At 43.6% G+C, this 14,465-nt stretch carries 14 protein-coding genes; 9 read left to right on the forward strand and 5 right to left on the reverse strand.

Annotated elements, in window-relative coordinates:
• The first annotated feature begins 11 nt into the window (after positions 1-11).
• From LC033_RS01770 to LC033_RS01795, 6 genes are read left to right on the forward strand one after another with little or no spacing between them, the layout of a single operon-like run.
• Positions 12-515: a GNAT family N-acetyltransferase gene (locus tag LC033_RS01770; RefSeq protein WP_226566578.1), complete on the forward strand. Its 504-nt coding sequence runs from the start codon at positions 12-14 to the stop codon at positions 513-515.
• 22 nt (positions 516-537) lie between these two features.
• A complete protein-coding gene (locus LC033_RS01775; RefSeq protein WP_226566579.1) occupies positions 538-1,332 on the forward strand; it encodes an amino acid ABC transporter substrate-binding protein in 795 nt (264 codons plus the stop codon).
• 24 nt (positions 1,333-1,356) lie between these two features.
• Positions 1,357-2,031, forward strand: coding sequence for an amino acid ABC transporter permease (locus tag LC033_RS01780; protein WP_226566580.1), 675 nt, complete (start codon positions 1,357-1,359; stop codon positions 2,029-2,031).
• A gap of 12 nt (positions 2,032-2,043) precedes the next feature.
• Positions 2,044-2,790, forward strand: coding sequence for an amino acid ABC transporter ATP-binding protein (locus LC033_RS01785; RefSeq protein WP_226566581.1), 747 nt, complete (start codon positions 2,044-2,046; stop codon positions 2,788-2,790).
• Positions 2,791-2,825: 35 nt separating this feature from the next.
• Complete coding sequence (locus LC033_RS01790; RefSeq protein WP_312887852.1) at positions 2,826-3,983, forward strand: amidohydrolase; 1,158 nt, start codon at positions 2,826-2,828, stop codon at positions 3,981-3,983.
• Complete coding sequence (locus LC033_RS01795; RefSeq protein ID WP_226566582.1) at positions 3,974-5,308, forward strand: MmgE/PrpD family protein; 1,335 nt, start codon at positions 3,974-3,976, stop codon at positions 5,306-5,308. Before LC033_RS01790 ends, LC033_RS01795 begins: the two co-directional genes overlap by 10 nt.
• 75 nt (positions 5,309-5,383) lie before the next feature.
• On the opposite strand, the gene LC033_RS01800 is transcribed toward LC033_RS01795, so the two are convergent.
• The 4 genes from LC033_RS01800 to LC033_RS01815 form a co-directional block, all read right to left on the reverse strand.
• Positions 5,384-5,689, reverse strand: coding sequence for an SMI1/KNR4 family protein (locus LC033_RS01800; protein ID WP_312887853.1), 306 nt, complete (start codon positions 5,687-5,689; stop codon positions 5,384-5,386).
• A 279-nt stretch (positions 5,690-5,968) separates the two neighbouring features.
• A complete protein-coding gene (locus tag LC033_RS01805; RefSeq protein ID WP_226566583.1) occupies positions 5,969-7,345 on the reverse strand; it encodes an aspartate kinase in 1,377 nt (458 codons plus the stop codon).
• 172 nt (positions 7,346-7,517) lie between these two features.
• Positions 7,518-8,954 carry an MDR family MFS transporter gene (locus LC033_RS01810; RefSeq protein WP_226566584.1) on the reverse strand — a complete coding sequence of 479 codons (1,437 nt, stop codon included), beginning with the start codon at positions 8,952-8,954 and terminating at the stop codon, positions 7,518-7,520.
• A 16-nt stretch (positions 8,955-8,970) separates the two neighbouring features.
• The gene (locus LC033_RS01815) at positions 8,971-9,837 is read right to left on the reverse strand and encodes a TetR/AcrR family transcriptional regulator (protein ID WP_226566585.1); all 867 of its coding nucleotides are present in this window, start codon (positions 9,835-9,837) and stop codon (positions 8,971-8,973) included.
• 159 nt (positions 9,838-9,996) lie between these two features.
• Here LC033_RS01815 and LC033_RS01820 point away from each other — a divergent pair, with 159 nt between their 5' ends.
• Entirely contained in the window at positions 9,997-10,248 is a 252-nt protein-coding gene (locus tag LC033_RS01820) for a hypothetical protein (protein WP_226566586.1), read from the forward strand.
• Here LC033_RS01820 and gabR read toward each other — a convergent pair.
• Positions 10,236-11,660, reverse strand: coding sequence for a MocR-like transcriptional regulator GabR (gene gabR / locus LC033_RS01825; RefSeq protein ID WP_226566587.1), 1,425 nt, complete (start codon positions 11,658-11,660; stop codon positions 10,236-10,238). The two genes, LC033_RS01820 and gabR, sit on opposite strands and share 13 nt — an antisense overlap.
• Before the next feature lie 107 nt (positions 11,661-11,767).
• Here gabR and gabT point away from each other — a divergent pair, with 107 nt between their 5' ends.
• Together gabT and LC033_RS01835 are read left to right on the forward strand one after the other, a co-directional pair.
• Positions 11,768-13,084 (forward strand): 4-aminobutyrate--2-oxoglutarate transaminase, encoded by a 1,317-nt coding sequence (gene gabT, locus LC033_RS01830; protein ID WP_226566588.1) that lies wholly within the window; start codon positions 11,768-11,770, stop codon positions 13,082-13,084.
• Positions 13,085-13,105: 21 nt separating this feature from the next.
• Positions 13,106-14,464 carry an APC family permease gene (locus LC033_RS01835; RefSeq protein WP_226566589.1) on the forward strand — a complete coding sequence of 453 codons (1,359 nt, stop codon included), beginning with the start codon at positions 13,106-13,108 and terminating at the stop codon, positions 14,462-14,464.
• The last annotated feature ends 1 nt before the right edge of the window (position 14,465 follow it).

The following is a 14,465-nucleotide window of genomic DNA, read 5'->3' on the forward strand; positions in this document are numbered from 1 at the left end:
GGTGACAAACGTTGGGATACACTTTTCGTCTGGCAACAGAGGTAGATATAGAGGCACTGCTTGAGCTAACAACAAGAGCCTATGAGCCGATTCGTGAGCTCGGCATCCAGTTCCAAGCGGCACATGCAGATTTCGCCCTTGTTCAGCAAAATGTACAAAAGAATCTTTGCTATCTCATGGAAGAAAACGGTGAGCTTCTATCCACCTTATCGCTTCGTATGCCTTGGGGAGAGCAGCCAGGACCGTTCGGCGTTCCGCACATATGGTGGTTTGCCTCAGAACCAGCGGCTAAAAAGGGCACAGGCTCAGCCTTGCTGGAATGGGTTGAATCCGAAGTGCTAAGGGATACACTGAAGATACCGTATGTGTCCCTCGGTACAGCTGATAAGCATCCGTGGCTCATGGACATGTATGAGCGCAAAGGCTACGTCAGAGTAGGAGAAAAGGATTTAGGCAAGGGTCATATCACGGTTTATTTTAAAAAACAAATAAGAACAGATATTGCACAATTATAAGAGGAAAGAAGGGTTCACGAACATGAAAAACAAAAAGTGGCTAATCGTTCTATTTGTAGCAATGCTTGCGGTTTTAGCAGCTTGCAGCGGCAACAATCAAAGTGAAGGAGAAGACGAAAAAGTATTAAAAGTAGGCGCTACAGGACAAAGCTATCCGTTTGCTTATAAAGAGAATGGCAAGCTTGTTGGATTCGATGTCGAAGTGACAGAAGCAATTGCGAAAAAACTAGGCTATAAACTAGACTGGCAGCTAAGTGAATTTAGCGGACTGATGGGGCAGCTGACATCTGGTAAATTGGATACTGTCTCAAACCAAGTAGCCATCACAGATGAGCGCAAACAAACGTTCAACTTTACAGATACGTACGCTTACGCAGGAACTCAAATCATTGTAAAAAAGGACAACAACGACATTAAAGATCTTGATGATTTAAAAGGAAAAACAGTTGCGACGGTTCTTGGCTCAAACCATGCCAAAAACCTCGAGAGCAAAGACCCAGACAAGAAAATCAATATCAAAACATATGAAACGCAAGACGGCGTATTAAATGAAGTCGCAAATGGCCGTGTGGATGCTTACGTAAACGGACGTAGTGTATTACTTGCTCAAATTGAAAAAACAGGCCTTCCACTGAAAATTGTAGGCAACCCAATTGTTTATGAAGAAGTGGGCTACCCATTTGCCAAAGATGAACAGCATGACAAACTAAAAGAAAAATTTAACAAAGCGATCAAAGAATTAAGAGAAGACGGGACACTTAAGAAGTTGTCTGAAAAATATTTCAAAGACGATGTCACAGTGCCAATTAAAAAATAAAGACAGCGGTGGTGAACAGTAGACATGAATAAAATTGATTGGCAGTATATGGTGACAGTTTTTCCGACCTTAATTCAATACTTGCCGATAACGATCTTCATGGCGATTGTCTCCATGGTATTTGCCATTATCATTGGTGTGGTATTCGCTCTCATTACAAAAAACCGGATACCTGTCCTATACCCATTTGCCAAGCTGTATATTTCTTTTTTCAGAGCGGTTCCAACCTTGGTTCAGCTCTTTCTCATTTATTTTGGTCTTCCACAGCTATTCCCTGCGATGACCTCAATGGATGCCTTAACAGCGGTCATTATTGGATTAAGCATTAAAAACTCAGCGTACTTAGCAGAAATTTTTAGAGCTGCTCTTAACTCTGTGGATGAAGGGCAGCTGGAGGCCTGTTTATCTGTCGGCATGACAAGATGGCAGTCTTACGTGAGGATTATTTTCCCGCAGGCAGTCAGAAATGCCATTCCAGCGACGGGGAACACCTTTATCGGTCTTTTAAAAGAAACCTCTCTCGCCTTTACCATTGGGGTGGCAGAAATATTTGCACAAGGGAAGATGATTGCATCGGCGAACTATAAATACTTTGAAACCTATTTAGCCGTTGGGATTGTGTACTGGGTGCTTACGATGATTTATAGCTTCCTGCAAGACGTATTTGAACGAAAAATCAGCAAACCTTACCGGAATTAAGGAGGTGTGGACATGATCAAGCTCACCAATTTGAAGAAATCATTTGGCGACCTTGTCGTCTTAGACGGCATTGACCTTGACGTACAAAAAGGGCAGGTTGTGGCCATTATCGGACCTTCTGGCTCCGGTAAATCAACATTGCTGCGCTGCTTAAATTTATTAGAAACCCCAGATGAAGGCACGATTGAAATTGGCGATGCGAAGCTGAATGCGTCCAAATATACACGTAAAGAAGCGCATCACCTGCGTCAACAAACGGCCATGGTGTTTCAAAACTATAATTTATTTAAAAACAAGACAGCCCTCCAAAACATTACAGAGTCACTGCTTGTGACGAAAAAAATGACCAAACAGCATGCGAATGAGATCGGGATGAAGCTGCTGAAGAAGGTAGGGTTAGAACAAAAAGCTAACAGCTATCCGATCACGTTATCTGGCGGACAGAAGCAGCGGATTGGCATTGCCCGTGCGTTAGCGGTCGATCCTCATGCCATTTTGCTGGATGAACCGACGTCAGCACTAGATCCAGAGCTAGTCTCAGGCGTGCTTCAAGTCATTAAATCCATTGCGATTCAAGAAACGACCATGATCATCGTCACACATGAAATGGCGTTTGCAAGAGAAGTGGCAGACCATGTGATTTTTATGGCAGATGGTCATATTATCGAGCAAGGGACGCCAGCACAATTGTTTGATGAAACGAAGAATGAACGAACAAAACGATTTATCAAAAAAGAAGCAGCGGCTGAAGAAGCATAAGCTGCTTTTTATTTCTTAAGAGAGGTGGATGTCTAGTGAAATCAATTGGAAATGAAGCCTTAAACAAACGTTTAATTAACATTCGCAGAGCGCTTCATGAATATCCAGAATTGTCATTTGAAGAATATGAAACGACAAAGAAACTGCGCCGCTGGTTAGAAGAGGAAGGGATCACTGTACGTGATGTCCCTGCTCTTCAAACAGGGGTTGTCTGTGAAATAAAAGGAGAACAAGAGGGACCAACGATTGCTCTTAGAGCCGATATAGATGCACTTCCGATTGAAGAAGCATCTGGCGAACTATTTTCTTCAAAGGTACCGGGCAAAATGCATGCATGCGGTCATGATTTCCATACGGCTTCGATTTTTGGTGCGGCCGTCTTATTAAACGAGCGTAAACACGACATCAAGGGAACGGTTCGCATTTTGTTCCAACCGGCTGAGGAAGTCGCTCAAGGGGCAAAACACGTCATAGAGGCAGGAGTTTTAGATGGGGTTGATGCGATTTTCGGTATGCACAATAAACCTGACCTGCCAGTTGGCACGATCGGCATCAGAGAAAAGACGTTAATGGCTAGTGTCGATCGGTTTGAAATCGATATTAAAGGAACGGGTGGTCATGCAGGGATTCCGAATCACACAGTGGACCCGATTGCCATCAGCGGGCAGATCACAAGCGCCCTTCAGCAAATTGTCAGCCGCCGCATTAGCCCCTTGGATCATGCGGTTGTCAGCATCACATGTATTCAAGGCGGCACGTCATGGAACGTGATACCTGACCGTGTCGAAATGGAAGGAACCGTTCGAACGTTTGAGCCGCAAGTAAGAGCGATGATTCCAGATCTTATGAAACAAATCGTGAGCGGGATTGCAGAAGGATTTGGAGCTAAGGTAGAATTGAGATGGCATCCTTATTTGCCTTCTGTGATGAATGATGAGCGGCTGACAAAGGTGGTAGAAGAAACGGCTGGTGCGCTTGATCTCACAGTAGCGCAGGCAGAGCAGTCACCAGGCGGAGAAGACTTTGCCCTTTATCAAGAGAACATTCCAGGCTTTTTTGTATGGATGGGGACAAGCGGCACAGAAGAGTGGCACCACCCTGCCTTTACGTTAAATGAAGACGCACTTCCAGTTGCCGCAGCTTTCTTTGCCGAGCTTGCGGTACGGGCATTGGAGTCACGATCATGGAACTAACGAAACAGCTAGCAGAGGCAGTGCTGTCAGCTGATCCGCTGCAAGATCGACAGGCCATACAAATGGCTAAAAACGGTCTGTTAGACGTTGCGGCAGCAGCGTTTGCTGCTAAAGAGGATGAAGGTCATCAGAAGCTGATGACGCTTGTGGAAGAAGAAGGAGGAGCAGCTCAAATTCCCGTCATTGGACAAGGGAAGAAGGTCAGCCGACAATCAGCAGCGATGCTAAACGGCTACCTCATCCATGCTCTTGATTATGATGATGTGCATTCAGATGTCAGAGGACATCCAAGTGCAGTCATCGTCCCGGCTTTGCTTTCGCAGCTCACAGCAGGTAAAAGTTATGGTTACCGATTTTTAGCCGCCTATATAACTGGCGTCGAAGTGATGGCAAGGCTCGGTGAATCCATCGGCAAGGCGCATTACGAGCGAGGCTGGCATAATACGGGAACACTCGGAGCCATTGCGGCAGTATGTGCCATTGGCTATTTAAAAAATGTCTCTCAGGAAGAGCTGACGAAAGCGATCGGCTTTGCTGGTGCGCAATCAGCCGGAATGCGAAAGCAATTTGGAACTCATATGAAGCCATTACAAGCAGGCTTAGCCGCTAAAACAGCCGTGTGGTCAATGGATGTAGCTTGTTTAGGTTTTGGCGGAAGTGACTCGGTTCTTGATGGGGAGAATGGTTTCTTTTCACTCTATGGAGATCAGGAACTGGCGGAAAGACGATTGCTAGAAGGCTATGGCGTTACGTGGCGCATTGTATCGCCAGGGTTATGGTTCAAAGTTTATCCATTCTGCTCAGCTGCACACCATGCAGCAGATGCAATTGAGTCTTTGGTGAAAGAGCGGGCATCCTTACGGGATCAGATTGAACAGGTAGATGTCATTTTTCCACCTGGCGGAGATGCAGCACTCACTGAGCGGACGCCTTTGACTGGAGAAGAAGGACGATTCAGTGTCGAGTACGTCATCGCACTTGCGGTGTTTGGATACACTTTTTCACTAGCTGCCTTTACGAAAAAAGCCATTTCACCTGAGCTGCGGACATGGATGAAGAGGGTCAACAGAGAATATGATCATACAGTGGAATCCCATCCTGATGCCGTTCCAAAAGGACGCTTTACGATTGTGAAGCTCACATTATCTGACGGCACTACCATCAGCAAGCGGGTCGATATTCCGCGGGGAGCACCGGGACACGCTTTATCGAAAGTAGACATCATGCAAAAGTTAAACAGTGTCACAGACGTCTCACATGCGCAGATGATTGTACAGGCAATTGAAGAGGAAAACGACTCTTCTTATTTGCAGCTACTGGCATGATACGGAAAAGGCCCATCTATAGAGATGAGTTTTTTCAATGGATTCATTTATTATCTGCAAAAGAGTCAATGCCTTCTATGATTGAGCAATGCAGATATTCATGGTCTTTGGCGTAAATCGTATCATCTCGTAAGGAGACCAATTAAGCACCGGGCACTCACCATCTTTCATTTGGTTTGTGTCTAAAAACAGCATATACTGACCGTGATTGACTATGAAGACATAGCCTTCGGGAAGACCTTGTTCTTGAAAAGTACGAGTGGCCTCAATGACAGGTGATTCTTCAATTTCACCTGGCGAACCACCTTCAATCCAAACGCCCAAAATCCCGCCAGTTCCAAACTGTTTGATACACCATTTATAACTCAGGAAGCGTGATATTTAATTCTTTTTCAATATCAGAGACTTCTTTATCAGGTTCGTTTGCCGCTTCAAAAAGAACAGGCTGGTGTATATGTATAACCACTCATTCAGTTTCGGTAAACGAATCTTTACGAATGGTGGTATCTTTAAATGAAATATTCGACTTAGTCACACTGAACGCAAGATCTTGCTTAATGCCCGTTAAAATAACCGAGATCCCTAAAAGTCTTAACGTTTGTGCATAGCTGACCAAATATTGAAAAAGACTGCCGATCCGAAGATCTGACAGTCTGCAAATTAAATGGAGACAGGCATATTTGACATAGAGAAAAATTCCTCATACAAGGCTTGAACGGCTTCTTTTTCTTGAGCCGCTTTGACGCCAAACATCATGCTGACCTCTGAAGATCCTTGATTGATCATTTCAATATTGACTTTAGCTTTTGACAGCACCCTTGCTGCTCTTGCTGTTGTACCAACATTATGACGCATCGCTTCTCCCACGACCATAATGAGGGAGAGATTCCGCTCTAAAGCAACCTCATCTGGATCAAGCACGAGCTTCAGACGGTCTAAAAGCTCTTGTTCAGTATGCTGCTCCTCAAGCTGATCCTGCCTTAAAATAATGGTCATATCATCAATGCCAGAAGGAACGTGCTCGTAAGTAAGCCCATATTCCTCTAACGTTTGCAGCACCTTACGTCCGAAGCCAACTTCTCGGTTCATCAAATACTTCCTAATATAAATGCTGCAAAATCCATTGTCTGAGGCGATCCCAACAACAGGCCCATTCGTATAATCCCGTTGATTGACGATTTTTGTACCTTTGGCTGCTGGGTTATTGGTGTTTTTAATCTGAACAGGAATGCCTGCCCGGAAAGCTGGAATGAGTGCTTCATCATGGAACACCGAAAAACCAGCATAGGACAGTTCTCTCATTTCCCGATATGTCAGCTCAGTGATTTCCTTTGGATCGTGAACGATTGTTGGATTGACGGCGTAGACAGCATCCACATCTGTAAAGTTTTCATACACATCAGCCTGCAGCCCGTTTGCCAAAATGGAGCCTGTAATATCTGATCCGCTTCGAGAAAAGGTGACGATATCACCCGCTACACTATATCCAAAAAAACCAGGGAATATAATGACGCCAGAACGCTCTCTTAATTTGTACAAATGTTCATAGGATTCTGGGAGGACTTGCGCTTGACCAGGCTCATCGCTCACAAATAAACCAGCTTCTTTTGGATTCACATAGTGTGCTTCGACACCTTGATGGCGGAAATAGGCTGTAATCAGCTTTGCATTATTATCTTCACCGCTTGCCTTGATGGCATCAAGATAGCGCTCAGGATGAGACGAATCATCCTGTAATAATGCATCTAGGTTCTGCCGAATGGTGTTAATAATGTCATGACCTAATCCAAGTTCATCAGCTATCGAGGCATATCGTTGGATAACTGCTTCCTGTAAATCATGTGCTTCACCCAAACGTAAATATTGTTCACCGCAGCTAATTAATAGATCGGTAACCTTCGTATCCGTTGAATGCCGTTTTCCTGGTGCGGAAACAACGACTGCTTTTCGAGCTGGATCTGTTGTTACAATATCAAATACCTTTTGCAGCTGCTTGCCAGATGCAAGAGAACTGCCACCAAATTTAACGACCTTCAATGCATACATCTCCTATAGTAAAAATTTTCTCACAAATTGAATAGTTTCTATTATCAACTCTTTCCTTCAAATTATCAAGGTTTTTCTTTATGGGAAGAACAAATGTATTTTTGGAGAGGATAATATAGGCGAATCCTATGAAAAAAGAGCTGGCAGTATGCCAAGCTCTTTCTTATGAAGATGAGGAGGAAGAAAGCTCCTGCTTCATGACTTTGTGATTACGTTTTTCTTTTAAGAAAGATGAGAGGATGAGACCAATCACTGCAATAAGACCAGCAACAAAAAATGACGTATTCATGCCATGTACGGCTGATTTCATCGGATTGGCTAGTTCTGCATTTGTGGCAGAACTGCTCATTATGGAAACAAGCACAGCCGTCCCAATAGAGCCACCCATTTGTCTCATCGTGTTATTCATCGCTGTCCCATGCGGGATGAGATGAGGGGGTAAAGAGTTAATGCCTGCTGTTGTCAGCGGCATCATGATCATCCCAACCCCGATTAAACGAACCGTATAGGCAACCGTAATCAGTGTGATCGATGAATCGAGACTTAGCATCATAAATGGCAAGGTGGTGACGGTTAAAATCGTAAATCCGCCTAATGCCAGTCCTTTTCCGCCGACCTTATCAAAAATCCGTCCGATAAGCGGTGACAGGAAGCCCATAAATAGAGCACCTGGCAATAGGATGAGCCCTGTATCAAGTGCAGACAATCCTCTGACATTCTGCGTATAGAGCGGCAGAATGGTCTCGGTTCCGATCAGTAAAGCAAAGACGAGCATACCAAGGAAGGTCGTTAAGCTAAAGATCGAAAACTTAAATACACCAAATTCAAGCATCGGTCTTTTCAAATTCGACTGACGCAGGATAAAGAAGAACAAGCTCACTGCCCCGACAATTAGCGAAATGAGGACAGTCGCACTCGTCCAGCCATATGTTCCGACACTAGAAAATCCGTACAGTAACCCACCAAATCCGAAGGAAGACAGGATGACAGATAAGACATCAATGCGTGTTTCTCTTTGCTGCGTGACATTTTTCATTAAGAAGAAAGCAAGAATAAGATCAATTATACCGATTGGCAGAACAATATAGAATAAGTACTTCCAAGTAAATGTGTCTATAATCCAGCCGCCAAGTGTTGGCCCAAGCGCTGGTGCGAATGAAATGACAAGTCCGACCATGCCCATGGCCTGGCCGCGTTTTTCTTTCGGGAAAATGGTTAAAAAAATCGTTTGCATGAGCGGCATTAAAATCCCCGCTCCTGCTGCCTGCACGATACGCGCTGCAAGTAACACCGGGAAATTCGTTGCAAATGCCGCAAGAATTGTACCAGCTGTAAAAATACTAAGAGCCGTTAAAACCAAGGTGCGGCTCGAAAATTTTTCAATTAAAAAAGCGGTAATCGGGATGAGAATCCCGTTTGTCAGCATAAAGGCTGTTGTCAGCCATTGCCCTTTGCTGACATCAATATTGAATTCCTCCATGATATGTGGGATCGCTGGAATGAGCAGCGTTTGGTTTAAAATCGCTACGAATGCCCCAACGAGAAAAATCCCAACAATCACAGATCGATTATAGGATGTATGTGTGGTTGATTGGTTCATGTTATCCCTTCTTTATCTATAAAATGATGCTTTTCAGCTGTGACGCGTTTTGAGATAAAAAGCTGTTTTTACCTAAATAATCGAGCAATGAGCTGATTAAAAAGGTTCTCGGTTGGTCCTTTGATAATTCTTGATTGAGCAGCTCAAACGCAGAGAGGAGATGATCTTTTTCTTCTCCATTTGAGAGTGAGTGAAGCTCTTGCTTCATCTTCGTTAAGTACGTGATGACCTGTTTTTCCTCATCATATTCGTCCTGTGGGGAAAACAGATAGGAATCCATCAGCTCATTTGTTAACACAGGTTCAATGGAGCAAGGCTTTGTCGATACACGGTCCATCACACCGATGATCATTTCGGCGGCATTTTCTAATTGGATGTTCTTATGCTCTATGGCCAGCATTAAGATGAATTCTCTCATTAATCCATTGAGGACAATCACGAGATCCCAGACATAAGGAGCAACCGATTCACCATACGTGCTTAAAATAATGTCTCTGTGCCGCTGCATGATAATGGAACGTGTTTCACGCAAATGCTTTTTGACAATGGGTGAATGCTGAAAAAATGCTTCGAAGGACAGCATACTCAAAAATTTATGATTCTCTTTAAACTCCTCAAGCTCAAGCTTAATCTTCTTTGTGAACTTTTCCTTTTTCGATAGCCTCGTCTCTGAATGAATGATGTGAGAAATCTCCCTCATTTTCCGCTGATTATATTTAATCAGTTCTAATAAAAGCTCTTCTTTCGAATCAAACAGTTTATAAATGGACGCTTTTGATACTTTACAGGCATCGGCAATCGACTGCATGGAGACACTCATATAGCCTTTTTGTGAAAACAATTTCTTTGAAACACGCAAAATCTCTTCTTGCTTTTCGTTCATCATTATAAGTCCTTTCCGAATCGGTAAAACCATAGGGTCACAATGGAAACCAAGTAGTCACATTTTTGACATGATAACAAAACCAATCGCTCATTTCAAGAAAACGATCTTAAAAAATGTTTGTAGGTAGGTATTTGATCCTTCCATTTAGGTAGGAGATTGTATGCTGGAACAAAATACTTTTATCGTATGAATAATCCAAACCATCCAAACCATCCAAACCAAGATGACATGCCGCTGATTTCTGTGCTGCAAGCATTGGCTGATCATGTAAGGGTAGAAATTGTCCGCCTAAGAAAAGATGACATCGAGACTGTCTTTACAGGTCTTTTGTCATCCGTTTCATCAGTAGATAAAAAAATGGTAAGCCAGCGGTCTATGAAGAACAGCTGGCTATTTTATGTCCCGTAAATCGACTCATACAGCCGTTTCACAGCCGGCTGAATCTCCTCTGGACGTATGTGAGAAAAGCCAAATACGAGTGGAACAAATCCTTTTTCATGCCTTGGCGATTGGTCATCCAGGGTGAAACGGTCCATACCGTACATTTTCAGCTTTCTTTCTTTGGCACGCAGTAAGATCTCATGCTGCGTACGATCTGAGCGGAACTCTGCGATAAAATGAAGACCTGCATTTTCGCCGATAATCCGCACATTGTCACCGAAGACGGTTTCGAGTTCTCCAATGAGCTGCTTCCGTTTTTCCTCATATAAACCATTCATTCTTTTAATATGCCGCTGGTAAGCGCCGTCTTTAATAAAGTAAAGAAGGGTGTATTGGGTAATAAGATTGGCTGTTTGAATGAAAAAATGCTGTTCTTCCTTATAGCGTCTTAATAGATGCTGCGGCAGCACCATGTAGCTTATCCGCAAGCCGGGCAGCAATGATTTTGAAAAGGTCCCCATATAAATGACTTTGTCATATCGATCAAGGCTTTGCAGAGCTGGTATGCTGTCTGTCCCATACTTAAATTCACTGTCATAATCGTCCTCAATGATATAGCGATCTGGATGATCGGCCGCCCAGTTTAATAGCTGAATTCTTCGAGAAATTGGCATGATCACCCCTGTTGGGAACTGATGAGAAGGGGTAATGATCAAAACATTCGGCTGTTTATTCTGAATGTCGCTCATCCGCACACCTTTTTGGTCAATTCCAATCGTTTCAATTCGGTGATGATTATTTTTCAGCATTTGATAGAGTCGGCGATAGCCAGGGTTTTCTAACCCGTATACTTGATCAGCTGGAAGAATGCTCGATAACGAATGAATGAGTGATTGTGTGCCTGCACTTAAAATAATCTGCTCTGAGTAGCATTTGACGCCTCGTGCAAGTCCGATCATCCGGGTAATTGTTTCCCGTAATTCATAAACACCCTGTGGATGCGGGAGCTCGCTAAAGGATTCTTGGTGAAGGTCGATTGCCTTTTGTTCACATTTCAGCCAACTTTTAAATGGAAAATTTGCTGTATCGACAGAGATGTGTGAAAAGGAATACCAATCGTCTCGTACAATAGGTTCTTCCTTTAAATCCGCAGGAAGGGAGGAGGGTTTCAGCTGATCCGACTCATGAAACGTTTCTAGCGATTCTACGAAAAAGCCTTTGCGTTCCACAGAATATAAATACCCCTCTGCGAGTAATTGCTGATAAGCACCATTGACTGAATTGATACTGACTTTTAATGTATCGGCTAACTCTCGTTTAGAGGGTAATTGATCGTGTGGCTGAAGGTTTCTATTTAAAATTTCGTCTTTGATTTTCGTGTATATTTGGTGATAAATAAATCCGTTTGTCCCTGTTAGATCTAGTTGAATGGTTAGCATAATGTCATTCATCCTCTCTGATACCATTAAAAAAATGATATTGGTACTTTCTATCATACCAAAAAATATTCAGAATAATAAAAAAGATATAAAGGGGATGGATGAGAATGAGTCAAACGACAACAAACCGTTTTTCAACAGAAGAATGGCAGGAGAAAAGAGATCAATACGTTGCAAGAGGCGTCAGTAATGGCAACCGTCATCTTGCAGCGAAAGGGAAGGGAGCCGAGCTTTTCGATATTGATGGGAATCGTTTTATTGATTTTGCAGGCGCCATTGGCACGTTAAATGTAGGACATTCACATCCAAAGGTTGTGGAAGCAGTCAAAGCACAGGCAGACAGTCTGATTCACCCAGGCTTCAATGTGATGATGTATGAATCGTATATCGAATTGGCAGAAAAGCTTTGTCACTTAACACCAGGGGATCATGAAAAGAAAGCCATTTTCTTAAATTCAGGTGCAGAAGCTGTTGAAAATGCTGTGAAGATTGCACGTAAATATACGAAAAGACAGGCTGTTGTGTCCTTCACTAGAGGCTTCCATGGCAGAACGAATATGACCATGAGTATGACGAGCAAGGTCAAGCCTTATAAGTTTGGTTTTGGACCATTCGCATCAGAGGTGTATCAAGCCCCATATCCTTATTACTATCAAAAGCCAGAAGGATTAAGTGATGAAGCTTATGACGAGTACATGATTGATCAATTCAATCAATTCTTTGTGGCGACCGTTGCGCCAGAAACAGTGGCTTGTGTGGTCATGGAACCAGTCCAAGGGGAGGGCGGATTCATTGTGCCATCGAAGCGATTTGTTCAGCACGTCGCTTCATTCTGTCAGCAGCACGGTATTTTATTTGTTGCGGATGAGATTCAAACAGGCTTTGCAAGAACGGGGAAATACTTTGCGATTGAGCACTTTGATGTCGTTCCAGACTTAATCACTGTGTCAAAATCACTTGCAGCTGGCTTACCGCTAAGCGGAGTTGTTGGCAGAAAAGAATTGCTTGATGCAGCAGATCCAGGGGAGCTCGGAGGAACTTATGCAGGCAGTCCGTTAGGCTGTGTGGCAGCACTAGCTGTTCTTGATATTATTGAAACAGAACAATTGAATAAACGATCTGAACACATTGGACAAATCATTGAGGACAAAGCGAATGAATGGAGAACAAAGTACCCATTCATTGGAGAAGTCCGCCGCATAGGGGCAATGGCTGCGATTGAAATTGTCGAAGATCAAACAACGCGTACACCAGATAAGAAAACAGCCGCAGCCATTGCAGCATATGCAAATGAGCACGGGCTGCTCTTATTAACGGCAGGGATTAATGGGAATATTATTCGCTTTTTAACACCACTTGTCATCACAGATGAGCTGCTACATGAAGGACTAGGTATCATCCAAGACGCCTTCACAGCACGCTAAACAACAAAGGGGGATGGTTGTATGCAAAAACAACAAATGGCAAAAAACATGTCGCAGTCAGACGTACTGTTTTTATCGATTGGTGCAATGCTCGGCTGGGGCTGGGTTGTACTTTCTGGAGATTGGATTTTAACAGCTGGATTTTTAGGCAGCGTGATTGCCTTTGTGATAGGGGGCATTCTCGTCATCTTTATTGGACTCACATATGCCGAGCTTTCGTCTGCGATTCCTGAGACAGGAGGGGGACTCGTCTTTGTCCAGCGGGCATTTGGGATAAAATCGGCTTTTGTCTCGGCATGGGGCGTTTTGTTTGGGTATGTGTCCGTTATTACATTTGAAGCTGTCGCGCTACCGACTGTCATTGATTATGTCATTCCAACACAGCACGTTGGTTTCCTATGGAATATAGGGGGCTGGGACGTTTATTTCACTTGGGTGTTAATTGGATCTGGCGGTGCATTATTTTTAACTGCACTGAATTACATTGGTGCAAAGCCAGCTGCTATTTTTCAATCCGTATTTACAGTAGCGATTATCCTAACAGGACTTCTACTGTTAGGCGGTGCGACGTTTAACGGAGACTTATCAAACCTTGAGCCGATGTTCCAAGGCGGGGTTGGTGGTCTCATGGCAGTCTTAGTCATGATACCGTTTCTATTTGTCGGTTTTGATGTCATCCCTCAAGTGGCGGCGGAAATCAATGCACCGAAGAAAATCATCGGAAGAATTCTGATTATATCCATTGTGAGTGCAGTTGTTTTCTATTTACTCATTGTCTTTGGAGTTGCAGCGAGCATGTCAAAGGGACAGCTTGAAGCCTCATCACTTGCAACTGCAGATGCAATGGTGCATCTTCTCGGCCATCAGGCATTCGGTACTGTACTCGTGATTGGCGGAGTAGCAGGAATTGTGACGAGCTGGAATGCTTTTATCATTGGTGCAAGCCGAATCCTGTACGCAATGGCGGAAAGAGGCATGATTTCAAAATGGTTTGCGTATATTCATCCAAAGTATAAAACACCGACAAATGCGATTTTGTTTCTTGGCGGATTGGCTTTTTTCGCACCGTTATTAGGTCGCCCTGCCCTTGTATGGATTGTTAATGCAGGTGGTGTGGGAATCATTGTCGGGTATTTAATAGTGTCCATCGCCTTTATGAAACTTCGTAAAACAGAACCAGAGCTTGATCGTCCATACCGCATTAAATACTGGCGGACAACAGGAGTATTTGCCATTGGACTTAGTCTCCTTTTTCTTTCATTTTATTTTCCAGGCATGCCGGCCTCTCTGTCATGGCCAGCTGAATGGATATTGCTTTTAGGTTGGGCACTCATTGGGTATATACTATATGTAATGAATTCAAGAACGAAGGAGAAGTAGA

It is taken from the genome of Bacillus stratosphericus (genome assembly GCF_020524495.1).
In the GTDB taxonomy this organism is placed as follows: domain Bacteria; phylum Bacillota; class Bacilli; order Bacillales; family Bacillaceae; genus Bacillus; species Bacillus stratosphericus_B.

Bases quoted from the DNA above. Each gene is read 5' to 3' on its own strand.
- LC033_RS01835 (WP_226566589.1), top strand. From the start codon at position 13,106: ATGCAAAAACAACAAATGGCAAAAAACATGTCGCAGTCAGACGTACTG.
- LC033_RS01815 (WP_226566585.1), bottom strand. From the start codon at position 9,837: ATGAACGAAAAGCAAGAAGAGATTTTGCGTGTTTCAAAGAAATTGTTT.
- LC033_RS01785 (WP_226566581.1), top strand. From the start codon at position 2,044: ATGATCAAGCTCACCAATTTGAAGAAATCATTTGGCGACCTTGTCGTC.
- LC033_RS01810 (WP_226566584.1), bottom strand. From the start codon at position 8,954: ATGAACCAATCAACCACACATACATCCTATAATCGATCTGTGATTGTT.
- LC033_RS01775 (WP_226566579.1), top strand. From the start codon at position 538: ATGAAAAACAAAAAGTGGCTAATCGTTCTATTTGTAGCAATGCTTGCG.
- LC033_RS01795 (WP_226566582.1), top strand. From the start codon at position 3,974: ATGGAACTAACGAAACAGCTAGCAGAGGCAGTGCTGTCAGCTGATCCG.
- gabR (WP_226566587.1), bottom strand. From the start codon at position 11,660: ATGCTAACCATTCAACTAGATCTAACAGGGACAAACGGATTTATTTAT.
- LC033_RS01780 (WP_226566580.1), top strand. From the start codon at position 1,357: ATGAATAAAATTGATTGGCAGTATATGGTGACAGTTTTTCCGACCTTA.
- gabT (WP_226566588.1), top strand. From the start codon at position 11,768: ATGAGTCAAACGACAACAAACCGTTTTTCAACAGAAGAATGGCAGGAG.